General features: G+C 69.6%; 17 protein-coding genes and 1 pseudogene. 9 read left to right on the forward strand and 9 right to left on the reverse strand.

Translation table 11 applies throughout. The features are described 5' to 3' along the window. Positions 1 to 25: 25 nt before the first annotated feature. The 5 genes from ACZZ0J_RS15645 to ACZZ0J_RS15665 form a co-directional block, all read right to left on the reverse strand. Positions 26 to 955 (reverse strand): glycosyltransferase family 2 protein, encoded by a 930-nt coding sequence (locus ACZZ0J_RS15645; protein WP_194648498.1) that lies wholly within the window; start codon positions 953 to 955, stop codon positions 26 to 28. Continuing rightward, complete coding sequence (locus ACZZ0J_RS15650; RefSeq protein ID WP_228510415.1) at positions 945 to 1,643, reverse strand: acyltransferase; 699 nt, start codon at positions 1,641 to 1,643, stop codon at positions 945 to 947. The genes ACZZ0J_RS15645 and ACZZ0J_RS15650 overlap by 11 nt, the downstream gene beginning before the upstream one ends. Further along, positions 1,640 to 2,503, reverse strand: coding sequence for a glycosyltransferase family 4 protein (locus tag ACZZ0J_RS15655; protein WP_463437631.1), 864 nt, complete (start codon positions 2,501 to 2,503; stop codon positions 1,640 to 1,642). The genes ACZZ0J_RS15650 and ACZZ0J_RS15655 overlap by 4 nt, the downstream gene beginning before the upstream one ends. 208 nt (positions 2,504 to 2,711) lie before the next feature. Further along, positions 2,712 to 3,479 (reverse strand): glycosyltransferase, encoded by a 768-nt coding sequence (locus tag ACZZ0J_RS15660; protein WP_463437632.1) that lies wholly within the window; start codon positions 3,477 to 3,479, stop codon positions 2,712 to 2,714. A 118-nt stretch (positions 3,480 to 3,597) separates the two neighbouring features. Beyond that, positions 3,598 to 3,804, reverse strand: a complete 207-nt coding sequence (locus ACZZ0J_RS15665) for a hypothetical protein (protein WP_463437633.1) — start codon at positions 3,802 to 3,804, stop codon at positions 3,598 to 3,600. A gap of 921 nt (positions 3,805 to 4,725) precedes the next feature. On the opposite strand from ACZZ0J_RS15665, the gene ACZZ0J_RS15670 reads away from it, so the two are divergent. Both ACZZ0J_RS15670 and ACZZ0J_RS15675 read left to right on the forward strand, forming a co-directional pair. Further along, the gene (locus tag ACZZ0J_RS15670; protein ID WP_463437634.1) at positions 4,726 to 5,799 is read left to right on the forward strand and encodes a DUF4012 domain-containing protein; all 1,074 of its coding nucleotides are present in this window, start codon (positions 4,726 to 4,728) and stop codon (positions 5,797 to 5,799) included. Between the two features lie 111 nt (positions 5,800 to 5,910). Continuing rightward, the gene (locus ACZZ0J_RS15675) at positions 5,911 to 6,471 is read left to right on the forward strand and encodes a sortase (protein ID WP_123293616.1); all 561 of its coding nucleotides are present in this window, start codon (positions 5,911 to 5,913) and stop codon (positions 6,469 to 6,471) included. A gap of 63 nt (positions 6,472 to 6,534) precedes the next feature. On the opposite strand, the gene ACZZ0J_RS15680 is transcribed toward ACZZ0J_RS15675, so the two are convergent. Next, positions 6,535 to 7,005 carry a VanZ family protein gene (locus ACZZ0J_RS15680; RefSeq protein WP_463437635.1) on the reverse strand — a complete coding sequence of 157 codons (471 nt, stop codon included), beginning with the start codon at positions 7,003 to 7,005 and terminating at the stop codon, positions 6,535 to 6,537. Positions 7,006 to 7,265: 260 nt separating this feature from the next. Here ACZZ0J_RS15680 and ACZZ0J_RS15685 point away from each other — a divergent pair, with 260 nt between their 5' ends. The 5 genes and pseudogenes from ACZZ0J_RS15685 to ACZZ0J_RS15705 all read left to right on the forward strand — a co-directional run bounded on the left by ACZZ0J_RS15685 (position 7,266) and on the right by ACZZ0J_RS15705 (position 13,854). Then, the gene (locus ACZZ0J_RS15685) at positions 7,266 to 7,595 is read left to right on the forward strand and encodes a hypothetical protein (protein ID WP_123340108.1); all 330 of its coding nucleotides are present in this window, start codon (positions 7,266 to 7,268) and stop codon (positions 7,593 to 7,595) included. Positions 7,596 to 7,745: 150 nt separating this feature from the next. Continuing rightward, positions 7,746 to 8,075 (forward strand): hypothetical protein, encoded by a 330-nt coding sequence (locus ACZZ0J_RS15690; RefSeq protein WP_181437589.1) that lies wholly within the window; start codon positions 7,746 to 7,748, stop codon positions 8,073 to 8,075. 305 nt (positions 8,076 to 8,380) lie between these two features. After that, positions 8,381 to 10,210: an Ig-like domain-containing protein gene (locus ACZZ0J_RS15695; protein WP_463437636.1), complete on the forward strand. Its 1,830-nt coding sequence runs from the start codon at positions 8,381 to 8,383 to the stop codon at positions 10,208 to 10,210. Continuing rightward, a pseudogene (locus tag ACZZ0J_RS15700) lies at positions 10,207 to 10,326 on the forward strand (Ig-like domain-containing protein); the annotation flags it as partial. The gene ACZZ0J_RS15695 and the pseudogene ACZZ0J_RS15700, both read left to right, overlap by 4 nt. 33 nt (positions 10,327 to 10,359) lie before the next feature. After that, positions 10,360 to 13,854 carry an Ig-like domain-containing protein gene (locus ACZZ0J_RS15705; protein WP_463437637.1) on the forward strand — a complete coding sequence of 1,165 codons (3,495 nt, stop codon included), beginning with the start codon at positions 10,360 to 10,362 and terminating at the stop codon, positions 13,852 to 13,854. 112 nt (positions 13,855 to 13,966) lie between these two features. Here the strand turns inward: ACZZ0J_RS15705 and ACZZ0J_RS15710 are convergent, their stop codons facing one another. After that, positions 13,967 to 14,716: an SOS response-associated peptidase gene (locus tag ACZZ0J_RS15710; RefSeq protein WP_123671993.1), complete on the reverse strand. Its 750-nt coding sequence runs from the start codon at positions 14,714 to 14,716 to the stop codon at positions 13,967 to 13,969. 196 nt (positions 14,717 to 14,912) lie between these two features. Between ACZZ0J_RS15710 and ACZZ0J_RS15715 the strand changes: the two genes are divergently transcribed. Then, positions 14,913 to 15,545: a hypothetical protein gene (locus ACZZ0J_RS15715; protein ID WP_463437638.1), complete on the forward strand. Its 633-nt coding sequence runs from the start codon at positions 14,913 to 14,915 to the stop codon at positions 15,543 to 15,545. On the opposite strand, the gene ACZZ0J_RS15720 is transcribed toward ACZZ0J_RS15715, so the two are convergent. Both ACZZ0J_RS15720 and ACZZ0J_RS15725 read right to left on the reverse strand, forming a co-directional pair. After that, a complete protein-coding gene (locus tag ACZZ0J_RS15720) occupies positions 15,525 to 15,797 on the reverse strand; it encodes a hypothetical protein (RefSeq protein WP_463437639.1) in 273 nt (90 codons plus the stop codon). The two genes, ACZZ0J_RS15715 and ACZZ0J_RS15720, sit on opposite strands and share 21 nt — an antisense overlap. Before the next feature lie 64 nt (positions 15,798 to 15,861). Next, positions 15,862 to 16,548, reverse strand: coding sequence for a hypothetical protein (locus ACZZ0J_RS15725; RefSeq protein ID WP_463437640.1), 687 nt, complete (start codon positions 16,546 to 16,548; stop codon positions 15,862 to 15,864). 244 nt (positions 16,549 to 16,792) lie between these two features. On the opposite strand from ACZZ0J_RS15725, the gene ACZZ0J_RS15730 reads away from it, so the two are divergent. Beyond that, entirely contained in the window at positions 16,793 to 17,218 is a 426-nt protein-coding gene (locus ACZZ0J_RS15730; protein ID WP_194648506.1) for an organic hydroperoxide resistance protein, read from the forward strand. Positions 17,219 to 17,221 lie beyond the last annotated feature (3 nt).

The raw sequence follows: 17,221 nt of genomic DNA on the forward strand, positions 1-17,221 counted from the left end.
AGGACGACCACGGGGCGATCGGCAATCACCGCGTGCTCCGGACGAGTGCCCTGCTGTACCCGCTGAACCGACGGGCCGCGGGGCTTCCCGTTCCGTGCCGCACGGCGGCGACGAGCCCGCGGAGACCGAGGCCGGAAGCGACGACGGCGGTCCAGAGCCCCACGGAGCGGCGCGAGAGAGCGAGGTCGGTGGCGTAGAAGTCTCGCAGGTTCAGGACCCAGTCGGCGTTGACCGTCGTCGACGCTGACGAATCGCTCTGGCCGACCAGGTGCGTGGCGCGCGCCTCCGGGGCCAACCAAACCCGGCGCCCCGCGCGTCGGACCCGGTGGCAGAACTCGATGTCCTCGGCGTACATGAACCAGCGCTCGGAGAGCCCGCCGACTTCGTCCCACGTGCGTCGAGCGACGACGAAGCACGCACCGGTCACCCACTCCACGGGCATCGTGCCGTGGACCTGGCGAGGCAGGAGGTAGTGCCCCTCGAGGAGCGGGAGCCGCGCGCTCAGGCGGGACAGCCCGAAGTAGTGCGTGAACATCCGCCAGACGGTCGGCATCCGGCCGGCGGACACAATCCGTTGCGGGGCGGGCTGTTCGACGAACGGCGCGACCACATCACCGGGGTTCGACCCCAGCGCGTCACGGAGCACACGGATGCCGTGCGCCCCGATCTGTGCGTCGGGGTTGAGCAGCATGACGAGATCGCCGTTCGATCGGCGGACCCCCTCGTTCACCGCTCGTGCGAATCCGACGTTCTCGTGGTTCTCGATCACGGTGGCCGACGGCCAGGCGCTCCGGACGACGTCGACGGTGTCGTCGGCCGATGCGTTGTCGATGACCACGAGTTCGAGGTCGTCGATCCCTGTCAGTCCATCGAGTGCGTCGAGGACGACACGGGCGCTGTTGAAGGTCACGATGACCACCGACAGGGTCGACTGGACGCGGTCATCAGTCGTCACGGTCGTCCTTCCGGCTCGTGCGCACCTGCGCTGGGACCCCTGCCACGACGGCGAACGCGGGAACATCTCGGGTGACCACCGCGCCGGCGGCCACGACGGCCCCGGAACCGATGGTGACGCCCTTGAGGATGATCGCGCCGGCTCCGATCCAGCAATCATCGCCGATGACGACGGGACTGCGGTCGTGGCCCTGCTCACGGATCGGGGCGACGCGGGAGTCGAACCGGTGGTTCTCGCTGACGACGGTCACGTTCGGTCCGAGCAGGCAGTCCTCGCCGATCGTGATGCCGCCCTGCCCCCAGATGACGTTCCCGCGTCCGACCGATGTCCGATCGCCGATACGCACGCCGACTCCGGGCTCTGCGACGACACCGCTGCCGCGGATCTCGGCACCGGCGCCGACGGTGACGTTCTCGCCGAGCCACACACCGCGCTTCGCGAAGCCGTCGATCGTGACGTCACGGTTGAGTGAGGTGCCTCGGCCAATCCGGACGTACTGGGGGTGACGGATGACGACGCCACGTGCCCGGAAGCGCGGTCCGATGTCAGCGAACCGTCGGGGCAGCGTGAGCCCGCCGATCGCCTGGAGCCCCTTGACGGCTGCGAACTGGCGCAGGACTCGTGGCGGGACGTCGGCGCTCATCGGCCGACCGCGGAGTCGTGCGTAGAGGGTGTCCAGGATGCTCATCGGCGGGCGTTCTCCCTCTGGTAGCCGGCTCGGATCGCAGCGACCACGTCGGCCCACGGTCGGTTCCCTGGCGCCTGGCTGCTCTCGCGACGCCACGGGTGGTCGAGCTCCGCAGCGACGGCGTCGGCGATGGCCACGGTGTCACGCGGGTCGGCGTAGGTCACCGCGTCGCCGAGGACCTCGTGCAGCACAGGACGGTCGGATGCGATGACCGGGGCACCGCTCGCGAGCGCTTCGATCGGTGGTAACCCGTAGCCCTCGTCGAGCGACATGAACAGCATCATGCGGCACTGGCGGTACAGCCACGCGAGGCGTGCGTCGTCGACAGCCCCGGTGAACCGAACGGAGCCGTCCGTCACCGCCGTGCGCGCGGCGGCGGAGAGGGTCTCGGTGCGACCGTCTGGACTGCCTACCACCACGAGCGGGAAATCAGACGAAACGCGCCCGGACCGCACCACTGCGTCGATCACGGTCCCGACGTTCTTGCGGACGTTGAGCCGGCCGACGGTGAGGAGGAAGCGGCCAGGGTGCAGCTCCGGGTCCGCTTCCGTGCTCGCGTGCTCTCGTGTGATGGCGGTCGGGACGCCGAGGCCCGTTGACTCGACGCGCTGCAGTTCGGGGTTCCACGCCTTGATGCGTTCCACCTCGGTGCGCGAGGACGTGAAGACGATGTCGGCTCGGCGAGCGAACCGAGGGATCAAGCTGAGGTAGATCCGCTCCGTTCTCGTGAACCACTCTGGGTTCGACTGGAACAGCACGTCGTGCACGAAGACGCCGCTGTTCCGCGTGCCGGCGGCGAAGTTCTGCGCAAGCGTCGCGTCGAACGGCCCGAGGCGCCGATCGGTGTGTCGGAGAGCCACGCTGTTGATGAGCGGATGGAATCGCAGCGACGTACCAGTGAAGACGAGATCCGGCGACTCTGCGCGAGCGTGGGGAGATCCACTGCGGGCACGACGAGGTGCAATTCGTCCGCCGGGAAGGACTGCCGCCATGCCCCGACGACCTCGCGGAGCACCATGTGGCCGGACGGCGGCCCGTTCATCCACCAGTAGCCGTCGAAAAGGACCCTCACGGCGAGTCCCCGGGAGGAAGCTGCCGGCGCAGGAGCGCTTCGTAGGCCGCGCAGACCTTGTCCCAGGAGTAGACATCGGCGGCGCGCTGCCGGCCGAGCTCCGACAGCTCCCGCCGTCGTACCGAGTCGTCGAGGACCGTGCGCAGCGCGGAGACGATCGCACCGGGTTCGGGTGCGGTGAACGCCCCGCTGTCGCCGAGCACCTCACGGTTGTAGACAGTGTCCCGTGCGACCACCGGAGCGCCGAGCGCCATGGCCTGCACGAGCGCGGGATTCGTGCCGCCGACGCTGTGCCCGTGGAAGTACGCGCCGGACTGTGCCCAGAGCGTGTGCAGGAGTTCGTCGTCGTTGACGTGTCCGAGCCAGTGGATCCGCTCGTGCGCATCAGCGAGCGCCTGGGCCTGTTGATCGAGCTCGCCCCCGAACCCCGACGACCCGACGATCACGACGTCGTGCGTGCGCGCGATTTCAGGCGCTGCCTCGAACAGCTCAGCGATGGTGTTCTCCGGGACGAACCGGGCGACGACGAGGACGTACTTTCCGTCCTCGAACGGCGTCGCGGCGTGAACAGAACGGGGATCGCCGCCGTAGGGGATGAAGTGACCGTCACGGCCGAAGCGCGCTGACCAGTGCGTGCCGATCGCCTTGGCATCGACGATGATCTCGGTCGCCCAACGAGCAGTCATCCGGGCGCCCGTCCGGAACATCGTCCGCGCGAGACGTCCCCACTTCGCCCGTTCCCACTCGATCCCGTCGACGTTCACGATGGTGGCGATCCCTCGGGCGCGGAGCAGGGGAGCCAGAACCCGTTGGCGACGTTCATCACGAGCGCGACGTCGGGTCGTGTCCACAATGCGTGCAACGAGGACGTGAGCCCGAAGGTCAAGGTGCTGAGGGACTTGCTCTGCAGGCCTCGCGTGACGATCGAGCGAACTCGGGGTCGGCCTCGAACTCGTCGTCGGTCGTGCCGGGCCGGCCGTAGACGGTGACGTCCCAACCGCTGGCCGCGAGGTGCGGCGCGATGTGGCGAACAGCGGTCTCGAAGCCGCCGTAGAAGCTGGGGTAGCCACGCGTGCCGATGATCGCCACCGATGGAAGACCTGTGCCAGTCAACTTGCCCCTCATCACGACCGAAGTCCGCTCGGTCGCTCTCCGGAGCAGTCGGCGGGTCGAACATAGCAAACGCGAGCACCTCTCTTTGCTTTCACGCGCGCTGATATCCCGGAACGCGGCCACGTCTCCGGAGCACGTCGACCCGGCCTCCTAAGCTGAGGCCATGTCGGACGCATCCGAGTCTCGACGTGCTGCTCGGACCCGGGGGCCTCGACGTCGCTGGCTCCTGTGGGGCGTCCTCTTCATCGTCCTGCTCGTGATCGCCGCGGTCGCCTGGGTGACGATCCGCGGGGTGCTGGCGAAGCAGGACCTCGAATCGTCCGTCGTGCACGTCGACACGCTGCGGTCGCAGTTGGCGAAGGGCGACACCGCAGCTGCACAGCGCACGGCGGTGCAGCTCGAGTCGAGTGCCGCTGACGCCCGGGCGAAGACGAGCGACCCGGTGTGGGCCGTCTTCGAGCACACGCCGTTCATCGGCGGCAACCTCCGCGCCGTCCGACAGGTGTCCGCGATCGTGGACGACGTGGCGAGCGACGCCGTCCGTCCGGTCGCCGGGGTCCTCGGTGACGTCGACGTCGACGCGTTCAAGCCCGAGGGCGGCAAGATCGACCTGCAGCCGCTCGTGGCGGCGCAACCGGCGGTCGCGAAGGCGACCACCGCGCTCAGCAAGGCGACCAGGGCAGCCGACCGGATCGACACCGGTGACACCGTGTCGGCGGTGACGGACGCGGTGAACCAGCTCCGGGCCTCCTTGGCGTCGGTCTCGGAACAGGCGGCCGTCGCCGACAAGGTGGTGCAGCTGGCGCCGGCGATGCTCGGCGACGGTGGTGCGAAGCAGTACCTCGTGCTCTTCCAGAACAACGCGGAGTTGCGTGCCGGCGGGGGATCCCCGGTGCGGTGGCACTGCTGGACGTCCGCGACGGTGCGATCTCACTCGGGCAGCAGGCGTCGACGTCGGACTTCCCGCAGACCGACGACCCGGTGCTGCCGCTCACCACGGAGACGCAGGGCCTGTACGGCTCGATCACGGGGGAGTTCATCCAGGACGTCACGCTGACGCCACGCTTCGACACCTCGGCGAAGCTGGCACGGGAGATGTGGAAGCGGCAGTTCGGGCAGCGGGTCGACGGCGTGCTGTCGATCGACCCGGTGACGCTCGGCTACATCCTGAAGGCGACGGGTCCGGTCACGCTGGCGACGGGGGACCAGCTGACATCGGACAACGCCGTGCAGCTGCTGCTGAGCGAGGCGTACGCCAAGTACCCGGACCCGACCGTGCAGGACGCCTTCTTCGCGTCGGCAGCCAGCGCGGTGTTCACGAAGGTCTCCGAGGGCGGCTTCGACCCGAAGGAGTTCATCGCGGCGCTGACGACCGGTGTCGACGAAGGACGGGTCAAGCTCTGGAGCGCCGACAAGAGCGAGCAGTCGGAGCTCACCGGGACCGCCATCGCAGGGGGACTGCCGATCAGCGACACGAGCTCACAGCAGTTCGGTGTGTACCTCAACGACGCCACCGGCGCGAAGATGGACTACTACCTCGAGAAGACCGTGTCGGTCGGCAGCGAGGTGTGCCGGAAGGACGGCCGACCGACGTGGACGGTCGAGGTCACGCTGAAGAGCACCGCCCCGGCGGACGCGGCGACGAGTCTGCCGGAGTACGTCACCGGAGCCGGAGCGTTCGGCGTACCGCCCGGCGCAGTTCGGACAAACGTCGCGATCTACGCCCCCTCTTCAGGGGTGTACGTCACATCCGCTCAGGATGGGAAGACGGCGTCTCCGCAGACGGCGACGGACGGCGACCATCCCGTCGCACAGTTCCAGACCACCCTCTCACCAGGGAAAAGCACGACGATCCGGGTGCAGTACCTGGGCGGCGCCGACCAGGGGCGGACCGCGGTCGACGCGGTGTCGACCCCGGTGTTCATCAGTCGGTTACAAAGCCGCTGGCCACCAGCTGTGAATCCCCGGTAGATTGAGCGAACTTCGCCATCGCGCCTGCAAGTACGGGGGCTGATCGCACTTCAATCCGCCGGAGACATCAGGGTCCACGAGCGGAGACATCAGGGTCTAGGGGACACATCCATGAAGAAGATCATCGCTGCGGTCGTCCTGGCCGCTGCTGCGTTCGTTGCCGTTCCGTCCGCTGCCAACGCCGCCGGCTACGTGCCCGCGTCGAACGTCAGCGTCTCGGGCTCGGCCGTTTCCGGTGGGACCGCGACCGTCGGCTTCGCCGCCGGTTCGTTCGTCGCCAACGAGACGGTCTCCGTCTCCGTGACCGGTGCTGGCGCCGTCACGCTGGGCGCGCTGCCCATCACCACCGTCTCCAAGACCTACACGGCGTCGTCGACCGGTGCCGCTGCGGTCTCCGTCACGCTGCCGCAGGGCGCGTCGGGCACCTACTCGCTCACCGCGACCGGCGCCACCTCGGGCAACGTGGCCACCTCGGCCCTGACGGTCGTCCCGGCCGACGGCACCGCCGTCGTCCCGGCTGCTGCTGCTGGCACCAACGGCAACGGCGAGCTCGCCTTCACCGGTTCCACGATCTCGATGCTCGCGATCTGGGTCGCCGGCGGCGCCGTCGTCCTCGGTGGTGGCCTGCTGCTGGTCCGCACCTCGGTCCGTCGTCAGCGCGAGTCCGTCTGAGTCTCGAGCGACTGAACGAAGCCCCGGAGCGCATCGCTCCGGGGGCTTCGTCGTGTCCGTGTGTCAGCGACGCCGTCGGTGCGCCGCCCACGACAGCACCAGTACCCCGAGCAGCGAGCCCAGAACCGCACCCAGGCCGTTCGCCAGGACGTCGGCCAGTGACGCGGTGCGCGCGGGCAGGAAGAGCGCCTGGCCGGTCTCGATGCCGACACTGACGGCCAGGCCCGCACCCGCCCCGGCCCACCACCACCGCGCTCCTGCGAGCAGGACCACGAGCAGGCCCAGCGGGACGAAGAACACCACGTTCGACAAGGACTCGATCGTGCCGTAGCCGAACCAGTCGGGGGCCCCGTGGCGATGGGCGATCGTGATCACCCGGTCGAGCGTCGGACCGGCCGCCGCGTCGACGGGTGAACCCCAGAACCCGACGAGCACCACCGCGACGCCGTAGGCGGCGGCCAGCCACGTCGCGACCCGACGGCTGCGTCCGGTGGCCGGGGCGTGCCCTGGATCGCGGGGACTGTCGGAGGTCACCCGACCGACGGTAGTGAGTCGGGCCTCCCGGATGGGTGTCTCCGTCATTCCGTGACGCATCTCGGAGGTCCGGAAAACGAGTACCCCGATCTGGCGCGTGTACCCCGGAAAGACGTCACACCGCCCCGGAAACCCGGGGGACGCCGATCGGCCGCATTGACAGAACCCGTGAATCAACGGGCATCGCTGGCGGTTCGGGCCGTGGTTCTCGTAGCGTTCTGGTGTCAGCAGATGTACCCCGGATCGTGAAGGAGAGCGACATGAGCATCACCGTCAACAACGCGACGCAGGCCGAGGTCACCCTCGACACCGACACGGTCGACACCATCGCGATCCTCGAAGCCGACGCGGCGCCCTCGACCCGTCCGACCCGCGCCAAGGTCACCTGGGTGCAGGAAGACCAGGGCGAGTGGATCGCTGGCTACGGCGGGTACTTCGGCGGCAGCGTCGACAAGCGCGACGGCCGCTTCGTCGCCTCGGACACCTTCGGCCTGGTCGTCGGTGAGTTCGCATCGCTGGAAGAAGCGCAGACCAAGCTCGAGGACCAGCTCCACGTCATGCTCCCGTCGGTCATCCGACCGGTCGAGTAGGCACCACCGCGCCACCGCGCCACCGCGCCACCGCGCCACCGCGCCACGGGCACCGTCGGCGCCCGTCCCACCACGCACCATCGGCGTCCGCGACGCCCGCAGCACCAGCACGCAGCACCAGCACGCAGCACAGCCCGAAGGAGCACCACCATGAGCATGACCGCCGATCACCACCAGCAGACCGAAGTGACGCTGGACACCCGGACGATCGAGGTCATCGCCGAGATCGAGGCGCAGGTCGTCGCCGACACCGCGCCTGCTCGTGTCCGCATCAGCTGGGCGCAGCCCGACACCGGGCTCTGGGTCGCGAACTACGGCGGGTACTACGGCGGCACCGTCGACCGGCAGGGCACGCACTTCTTCGTCGCCGACACGTTCGGCGAGTACGTGGGGGACTTCCGCTCCCTCGACGAGGCGAAGGGGCGTCTGGCCGAGCGGCTGCACGTGCTGCTGCCGGACGTGATCCGCGCCACCGCCTGATCCAGCCCACGCTCGAGCCCCGAAACCCCACCGGATCCCGGTGGGGTTTTCTTGTGCCCCGAGTGGGTGGCGCGGCCCTGAGATGCGCCTACCCCCACAACGAGTGGTCCCCCCTATTGGGGACCCGCACTGACCCCACTTCGGTGTCGAGACCTGCCAGTATCGACCCGGCGCCAACGACCGTTCTCCCTGAACCGGCGGCCGTCGCTCAGCGCCCGCATCGTCTCGACCCGAAAGTGATCATGCTGCCTGGAAACCAGGGCACCGCTGTGCCTCGACGCCGCTTCGGCGTCCGAACCGTCGCCATGTTCGGCGCTGCGTTGCTCGTCGGCGCCGGTCTCTCGACGACCACGGCGGTCATCGCGGCCGAGCCGGCCTCGGCCGTCACCGCGATCTCGAACGGTGCACTGGTGTGCGACCAGAACACGCTCTACGCCATCGACAGCACGGGCAAGGTCGTCGCCGTGGACATCACCACCGGTGACTCCAAGGGCACGACCGCCGACGTCACGAACCTCGGCACCGGGGCCAACAACGGCCTCGGTATCTCGCGTGAGGGCGTGTCGATGTTCGCCGCGTCGAACAACGTCAGCGCCACGCTCCGGCAGTACAACCCGAAGGACGGGAGCGTGTCCGACCCGATCACGACGGACCAGAAGCGCGTCGTGATCCGCGGTGCGGTGAACCCGAAGGACGGCATCTACTACTACGGCGACAACGCCGGGTGGCTCGGCGCCTACGACCCGGCCACCAGCACGTACCTGGGCCAGGTCGGGCAGATCAACGGCTTGAAGGCCGGCAACGGTGACTTCGCGTTCAGCTCGCGCGGCCTGTTCTTCGTCGTCGCGGCCGACACGGTCTACCGCGTCAACACCGACGAGGTCTCGAGCACCCCGGGCGCCACCGCCATGTCGACCTCCGCCATCGCGACCCTGCCGGCGGGCACCAGCAGCCCGGGCATCGCGTTCTCGTCCGACGGCTACCTGTACGTGTCGAACACCGTGACGGCGAACAACGTCTCCACGACCACGATCTACCAGCTCGACCCCACCTCGGGCGCGCAGGTCCGCAGTTTCCCGATCGTCGGCAACTACGCCGCCACCGACCTCGCCAGCTGCAACTACGCCGACACCGTCACCGGTGAGGCGAGCGTCGACAGGCGCTGGAACGCGGGCGACCAGTTCGGCCTCGCCATCACCGGCGGCGGCATCGACCCCACGAAGCCCGGCACCTCGGCGACGACGACCGGCACGGGCACCGGCGCCCAGTCGCAGCGCGCCGGCGCCGTCCTGAGCACACCGAACAAGGACTACACGGTCACGCAGACCGCCTCGGGCACCACCGACCTGGCGAACTACGACACGTCGTGGGTGGCACGGAACCAGACGACCGGCGCGCTGGTCGCCGACGGCAAGGGGAACACCGGCACCTTCACGTTCCCCGCCGCCACGACCGCAGACGGCACCGACGTCATGGTGACCTTCACCAACACGCTCAAGGCCGTCCACGTCACCACGACCTCGGACACCGGCAACACGCCGAACGGCACGAAGCTCACCGTGCCGGCGAAGGGCGTCCTGGCGAACGACAGCGGCACCGGCCTGTCCGTCGTGTCGAACACCACGCCCGCACACGGCACCGCGACCGTGCAGCCCGACGGCTCGTACACGTACACCCCGGCCGACGGCTTCTCGGGCACGGACACCTTCCAGTACACGGCGAAGGACTCGTCGGGCCAGACCTCGACCAGCACGGTGACGATCACCGTCGCCCCGGCGGGCACCGACGACGCGTTCAGCGTGCACGCCGGCCAGACCGCCACCGCGGACGCGAAGACGGGTCTGCTTGCGAACGACCACGGCACCGGATTGACGGTCACGGGCAACACCAATCCCGCCCACGGTGACCTGACCGTCGGCAAGGACGGTTCGTACTCGTACACCCCGACCGCCGGGTACTCCGGCCCGGACTCCTTCACCTACACGGCGAAGGACGGCGACGGCGCACCGATCAGCGGCACGGTCACCATCACGGTGCTGCCGACCGCGGTCGCCGACACGATCACCGCGACGGCGGGGCCGCCACCCCCGGCACCGCTCCCGGCCTGCTCGCCAACGACCTCGGCTCGGACCTGACGGTCACGAGCAGCACCAAGCCGTCGCACGGTGACGTCGTCGTCGCGAAGGACGGCAGCTACGCCTACACGCCCACCACCGGCTACTCCGGCCCCGACTCCTTCACGTACACCGTCACCGACGGCAACGGGAAGAGCGACACCGTCACCGTGACCGTGAACGTCGCCCCGCTGGCGAAGGACGACAGCGTCCGCGTCGCCGCCGGCACCACCTACACCGCCGACACCCGTGCCACCGGCGTCCTGGGCAACGACCTCGGCACCGGTCTGACGATCTCGTCGAACACCAAGCCCGCGCACGGCGAGCTCACCCTCGACAAGGCGACCGGTGCGATCACCTACACGCCGGCCGACGGCTTCTCGGGCACGGACTCGTTCCGGTACACCGCGACGGACACCGCCGGTGCGCCGACGACCGCCACGGTGACGATCACGGTCAACCCGACGATCGCGAACGACACCACGACGACGAGCGCCGGTACCCCGGTGAACATCGACGTGCAGCACAACGACCGCGGCTCGGACCTGGTCACCACGATCGTCACCGGTCCGGCGAACGGCACCGCGGTGGTGGCCGAGGACGGCACCGTCGACTACACGCCGACGGGTGACTTCTCCGGCACCGACTCGTTCACCTACACCGTGACCGACGGCGACAAGGTCACCACCAGTCCGGCGATGGTCACCGTCACCGTCAAGCCGGTCGCGAACGGCGACACGGTGGCGACGAAGTCCGGCGAGACGCTGACCATCGCGCCGGAGACGCTCACCGGCAACGACAAGGGAACGAAGCTGACCGTCTCCGACGCGGCCGCCGTGCCGGACGCCGACGGCACGACGCACGGCGACGTCACGATCGACCCGGCCACCGGCGTGATCACGTACACGCCGAAGCCCGGATTCTCGGGCACCGACACCGTCACCTACACGGTGCGGGACGACTCCGGCCAGACCACGACCGGCACGATCACCGTCGTCGTCGGCCCGATGGCCACCCCGGACACCGCGACCGCCACTGCCGGCACCACGCTGACCGTGGGCGGGGACGGCGACGACCGCACGGGCGTGCTCGCGAACGACGAGGGCACGAAGCTCACCGCCACGGTCGACCTCGCACCGGCGAACGGCGACCTCGAGCTGGCGGAGGACGGGTCGTACACGTACACCCCGAAGGACGGCTTCTCGGGCACGGACACCTTCACCTACACGGCGAAGGACCCCTCCGGCGGGACGGCCACGGGTGTGGTGACCATCACGGTCGAGCCCGGCACCGAGCCGGACGAGATCACGGTCAAGGCAGGCGGCAGCAAGACGGTCACCTCCGCCGACCTGACCGGCAACGACCACGGCACCGGCCTGTCCGTGCTCGACATCCCCGTCGAGGCGAGCGGCGAGCACGGCACCGCGGTCCGGAACGACGACGGCACGGTCACCTACACGCCGAAGCCGGGCTTCTCGGGCACCGACGAGTTCACGTACACGGTCACGGACCGCAACGGCCTCACGAACACCGGCACCGTCTCCGTCCGGGTCACCCCCGTCACGGCGGGCGGCTCGACCACGGCCGACGCCGACGGCTCGACCACCGTGCCGGCCGACAAGGGCGTGCTCGACGGCGCCACCGGCACCGACCTGCACGTCACGGACAACACCGACCCGTCGCACGGTGACGTCGTCGTCGAGAACGACGGCGGCTACACCTACACGCCGAAGCCCGGCTACTCCGGCCCGGACTCGTTCGACTACACCGTCACCGACGGCGCCGGCGGCACCACGACCGGCACCGTGACGATCGTCGTCGCCCCGAAGGCCGTCGCCGACACCGCGACCACCACCGCCTCGACCCCGGTCGACGTCGTGGTCACGGGCAACGACTCCGGCACGGAGCTCACCGTCACCGCGGTCACCAAGCCCGGTCACGGCGAGGCCACGATCACCGGAGGCGGAGGCGGAGGCGGAGCCGGCACCGGCACCACCGGCACCGTCACGTACACGCCGGCCGACGGCTTCTCCGGTACGGACACGTTCGCCTACACGGTGACCGACCCGACCGGCGGCACCGCGACGGCGACCGTCACGGTGACGGTCGAGCCCGTCGCCGTCGCGGACGCCGTGCACACCACCGCGGGCACGGCGCTGGCGATCGCCGGCACGACGCTGACGGCCAACGACCACGGCACGACGCTCACGGTCACCGGCCACGGTGACGCCGCACACGGCGACGTGACCAAGGGCACCGAGCCCGGCTCGCTCGTCTACCTGCCGAAGAAGGGCTTCTCCGGCACGGACACGTTCACGTACACCGTCACGGACGGCTCCGGTCAGACCGCCACGGCGACCGTCACCGTCCTGGTCGGCACCATGGCGACGCCCGACACCGGCCGCACCGCCACCAACGGCACCGTGATCGCGACCGTCGGCACGGGCGTCCTGTCCGACGACGAGGGCACCGACCTGTGGGCGAAGACCGACCGCAAGCCGGCACACGGCACCGTGGTGCTGGCGAAGGACGGCTCGTACGTCTACACGCCGGAGCACGACTGGTCGGGCATCGACACCTTCACCTACACGGCGGTCGACCGCGACGGCAACACCGCGACCGGCCTCGTCACGATCACCGTCACCCCGACGGCGACGAACGACAAGGCAGCCACGAAGTCCGGCAAGCCGGTCACCGTCGCCGGCCCCGGTGTGCTCGGCAACGACCACGGCAGCGACCTGACGGTCGTGACCTCCGGCACGGCGGAGCACGGCATGGTCTCGATCGCCGCGGACGGCACGTTCGTCTACACCCCGGCGAAGGGCTTCTCCGGCACCGACACCGTGACCTACCGGGCACAGGACGGCTCGGGTCAGCAGGTCGACGCCACCGTCACCGTCACCGTCGGCATCGACGCGACGAAGGACGCCGGCCGCACCGTCGCCGGCACCCCGATCGCCCGTGACACCGCCCACGGTCTGCTCACCAACGACCAGGGCACCCGCCTCACCGCGGCCCTGGACCGGCGGCCGGCCCACGGCACGGTGACGGTCCAGCCCACCGGCGCGTACGTCTACACCCCGGCCGCCGGCTTCACCGGCACGGACACCTTCACCTACACGGTGACCGACGCCTCGGGGCAGACCACCACCGCCACCGCCACGATGACGGTCATCGCCGCCGCGGTCGCGAAGGACGACTCCGCCACCGGGACCGTCGGGCACCAGGTCACGATCGACCCGCTCGGCAACGACTCCGCCTCGGGCGGTGCCACCTTCGAGGCGGGCACCCTGCACCTGATCGACCCGGAGACGGGCAAGCAGTCCGACCGCGTCGTCGTCGGCCACGAGGGCACCTGGACCGTCCGCGACGGCAAGGTCGTCTTCACCCCGGCGAAGGGCCACACCGGCACCACCTTCATCGGGTACGTGGTGACGGACAGCAATGGCCAGACGGTGACGGCGACGATCACGGTCACCTACCCGACCGGCATCGCGGCCGCGGTCCACACCGCGGAGCTCGCCTTCACCGGCGCGACCGGCCTGGCCGGCCTCGGCCTCGCGGCGATCGCACTGCTCTTGGCCGGCGTGCTGCTCGTGACGCGTCGCCGCATCGCGGCGGGCATCGCAGCCGCCCCGGGGATCCGACGCAGCGCGCGTCCGTAACCACCGCGGTCGACCGGGAGGCCCGGATCACGTCAGCCGACAGGCGCACGTGATCCGGGCCTCCCGTCTTCCTGCCCCGGTCGCGTGCGCGCGGCCGCGCGTCGACCCGCCGCTACGCCACGGGCTCGATGAGCTGCGGGCCGTCGTTCTTCACGCTGTTCACGGTGCGCGCGACCTCGTACTGCTCCAGGCCGGCCGCGACCGTCAGCGACTCGTGGTCGAGCAGGGCCAGCAGGTCGTCGGTGCCGAGGCCCCCGGCGCCACCGGTGCCGCCGCCGAGCCAGTCGTCGTAACCGTCGGGCGTCAGGAACGCCGGCATGCGGTCGTGCACCTCGCCCGGGGCCACGTGGGCGTCCCGCGTGATGATCGCCAGCGACAGCCGCCACTTGTCCGGGTCGCCTTCGGGCTTGGTCGGGTCCGGCCAGGCACTCACGACCCCGGCCATCGCCAGGGCGCCGCCGGGCTCGTGGACGAAGTGGGGTTCCTTGCCGTCCTCGCGCACCACCCACTCGTAGTAGCCCTGCGCCGGGACGATGCAGCGGTTCGTCGCGAAGGCCCGCCTGAACATGCCGCTCGTCGCGACCGTCTCGATGCGGGCGTTGATCGGCTTCGGGCGCTGCTTCTGGAAGTCCTTCGCCCAGCTCGGCACGAAGCCCCAGCTGATCTGCGGCAGCTCGCGCTCGCCGTGCCGCTGGCGCACCGCGGACACGGGGTCGGTCGGGGCGACGTTCCAGCTCGGCACCAGGCCCGTCCCCACGACGCCGGTGTCCTGGTCCACGTGCTCGGTCCGGCCGGCGAGCTCACCGAGGAGCTCGGGCAACAGATCGGCCGTGGTGTCGGAGACGACGAACCTTCCACACATGCGCCCAGTGTGCTCTGTGCCCCCGACAGTCGCGCGGGCGGGGCTGTTGCGTCGTGTCGGCCTGTTCCGCTGTCCCGTTCCGCTGTCCCGTTCTGCTCACAGGGCATCCGAATATGAGTTCTGATGTTGTAAATACTGCCGGTTTCGTGCAGGTTGGAACGGCTGACAATCAGGTTGGCGACGAGCTGGAGGACACATGAAGAAAATCGGCAAGGCATCGCTTCTGGCCTCCGTGGGAAGTGGAGTCTTCGCGCTCATCACTACGACGTCGGCGGCGAGTCCGGCGCAGGCGGAAGTCGCCGACGACGGGCACTGCTGGTCCGAGGTGGATACGGGGCGCTCGCTCTGCGCCGAGAGTCAAGACCAACTCGCGATTGACATGTACACGAAGTACGGCATCACGATCGCACCGCGCTCAGGAGAGGTCCTGCCGGGATCTGTCATCGCCCCAGGGGTTCGTGCGAAGCGGATGATCGACAAGCGTCGTCTCGGTTCGACGCCCCGAAGCTCCGTTCCGATTCCTCAGGCATCGTTCCTGCTGGTGAAGGGATACACCGAGAAGAGCGCCGGAGGCTATTCACGGACCTGGACTCAACACATGAACGAGGCGCCGTGTATCCGTCAGGGGAGTTACGCGTACGGGCAGTACGAGTACCTGTACAACTTCAACTTCAACGACAAGATGCGCTCATACCACGTCGCTCCGGGCTGCCGCCTACGGGTCTATGCGGACTCAAAATTCCGCGGGACGATGCGCGGCCCCCACGGAAACTCGTCGAGTCTCGGAATTCTTGACCGCGAGGTGTCATCAATGCGAATCGTCAAGTGAGGCGCGCGAGCCGGCGGCGTTCCTCTCAGGTCCCGCCGGCTCGCGACTGTCCCACAGTGCTTGGCGGATCTCATCTTCGGAGAACCCGGCACGAGCAAGTGTGTCGGTGACGCGTTCCTCGAGTCGCTGTTCTCGGGTGCCGAGTGCCAGGCCGGAGCGCCGCAGCTTGGTCCAGAGAGCTGCAAGCAGTCCGCCGACGGCTACGAGCAGCAGAGTGGCCATGCCGAACAGAGCCGAGATGAGCGTTTCCATGACTCCGACTGTAGTGTCACCGTCAATATTGTGCTGCACCTACCTCTTAGTAGTGGAAAGAACATCAGTCGCCCGGCAGCGAGAGCTTGCTGCCCTTCGGGGTGCCGGGCCGGCCGCGGGCGGGCGGCGCCGGTGGGACGGGCGGGAGGGCTTCGGCCTCGACGCGCAGCTGCTCCTGACGGCCGAGGGTGCGGATGCCCCCGATGGCGGTGACGGCACCGGTCGCCGGGATGAGGATCCAGACCGCGGAGAGACCGACGATGTCGTCGTTCGTCGAGATCGTGAAGACGTTGAGCAGCACGGTCGCGAGGAGCGCGAGTCCCCACCCTCCCAGCAGCAGGTACCCGCGGAACGCTGCCCGGACCAGCAGGTCGCGGGTCTCGGGCATGCCGTGCAGGACGGCGTCACGGTGCTTCCGGTCGACCGCGGGAGGGTTGCGGCGGTAGTAGCGGGCGATCGCCTCTTGGGTACGCCAGCCGATGCCAGGGATCGGCGGGACGTTCCAGCCCCTCGGCCCGACCGGTACGAAGCACGTGCCGATGAGTCCGATGCCGGAGGCGAACAGCACCGCCACGACGATCGCAGCGGCGACGGGGACGGAGCCGTCGTCGAAGAACAGTCCGAGTACGACGAGTCCCGCCAGCGCGACGACGGCGACGATCACGCCGACGACCACGATGCGGCGGCGGCGCTGCACGCTGACGAGAGCGGGCAGTCGCTCCCGGTACACCTGCCACCCGATATTGAACACGTGTCATGTCTACCCGGGCGTGCGGCGTCGTGGCTCGGGTGCTCGGTACTTCGTGAGCAGAAATGGTCGAGTGCGCTCGTGGGGCCCGACCATTTCTGCTCACGAAGTGCGGCGCGGGTGCGGCGCGGGTGCGGCGCCGGCACGCCGCGGACACGCCCGGCGGCCCGGGCAGGCGCGGGCTCCCGGGCCCGGCACCCCGGGCACGCGCAGCACACGTCCAGGTGGGCGCGATGACCTCGGATCCATGAGTCTCGACATCGTCTACACCGCAGCCGCCCACGCCACCGGAGGCGGCCGCGACGGGCACGTCCGCAGCGAGGACGACCGGCTCGACCTGGACACCCGCCCGCCGAAGGAGATGGGCGGCAGCGGCGAGGGCACCAACCCCGAGCAGCTGTTCGCCGCCGGGTACGCCGCGTGCTTCCTCGGTGCACTGCACGCCGCGGGCAAGGAGCTCGACCTCGACACCACCGGTGCCGAGGTCTCCGCCGAGGTCGGCATCGGCAGCGCCGGCAACGGCGCCTTCGGCCTGGCCGTCGAGCTCGACGTCTACGCGCCGGCCGCCCCGCAGGAGCAGCGCCAGCGCCTGGCCGAGCGCGCGCACGAGATCTGCCCGTACTCGAACGCCACCCGCGGCAACATCACCGTCACGCTGTCGATCGTCGACTAGCGT

It is taken from the genome of Curtobacterium sp. AC272, assembly GCF_979258155.1.

What these genes read in the sequence shown, in the direction of transcription:
- ACZZ0J_RS15650 (WP_228510415.1), bottom strand. Translation starts at nt 1,643, where the DNA reads ATGAGCATCCTGGACACCCTCTACGCACGACTCCGCGGTCGGCCGATG.
- ACZZ0J_RS15675 (WP_123293616.1), top strand. Translation starts at nt 5,911, where the DNA reads ATGAAGAAGATCATCGCTGCGGTCGTCCTGGCCGCTGCTGCGTTCGTT.
- ACZZ0J_RS15685 (WP_123340108.1), top strand. Translation starts at nt 7,266, where the DNA reads ATGAGCATCACCGTCAACAACGCGACGCAGGCCGAGGTCACCCTCGAC.
- ACZZ0J_RS15690 (WP_181437589.1), top strand. Translation starts at nt 7,746, where the DNA reads ATGAGCATGACCGCCGATCACCACCAGCAGACCGAAGTGACGCTGGAC.
- ACZZ0J_RS15695 (WP_463437636.1), top strand. Translation starts at nt 8,381, where the DNA reads ATGTTCGGCGCTGCGTTGCTCGTCGGCGCCGGTCTCTCGACGACCACG.
- ACZZ0J_RS15710 (WP_123671993.1), bottom strand. Translation starts at nt 14,716, where the DNA reads ATGTGTGGAAGGTTCGTCGTCTCCGACACCACGGCCGATCTGTTGCCC.
- ACZZ0J_RS15715 (WP_463437638.1), top strand. Translation starts at nt 14,913, where the DNA reads ATGAAGAAAATCGGCAAGGCATCGCTTCTGGCCTCCGTGGGAAGTGGA.
- ACZZ0J_RS15720 (WP_463437639.1), bottom strand. Translation starts at nt 15,797, where the DNA reads ATGGAAACGCTCATCTCGGCTCTGTTCGGCATGGCCACTCTGCTGCTC.
- ACZZ0J_RS15730 (WP_194648506.1), top strand. Translation starts at nt 16,793, where the DNA reads ATGAGTCTCGACATCGTCTACACCGCAGCCGCCCACGCCACCGGAGGC.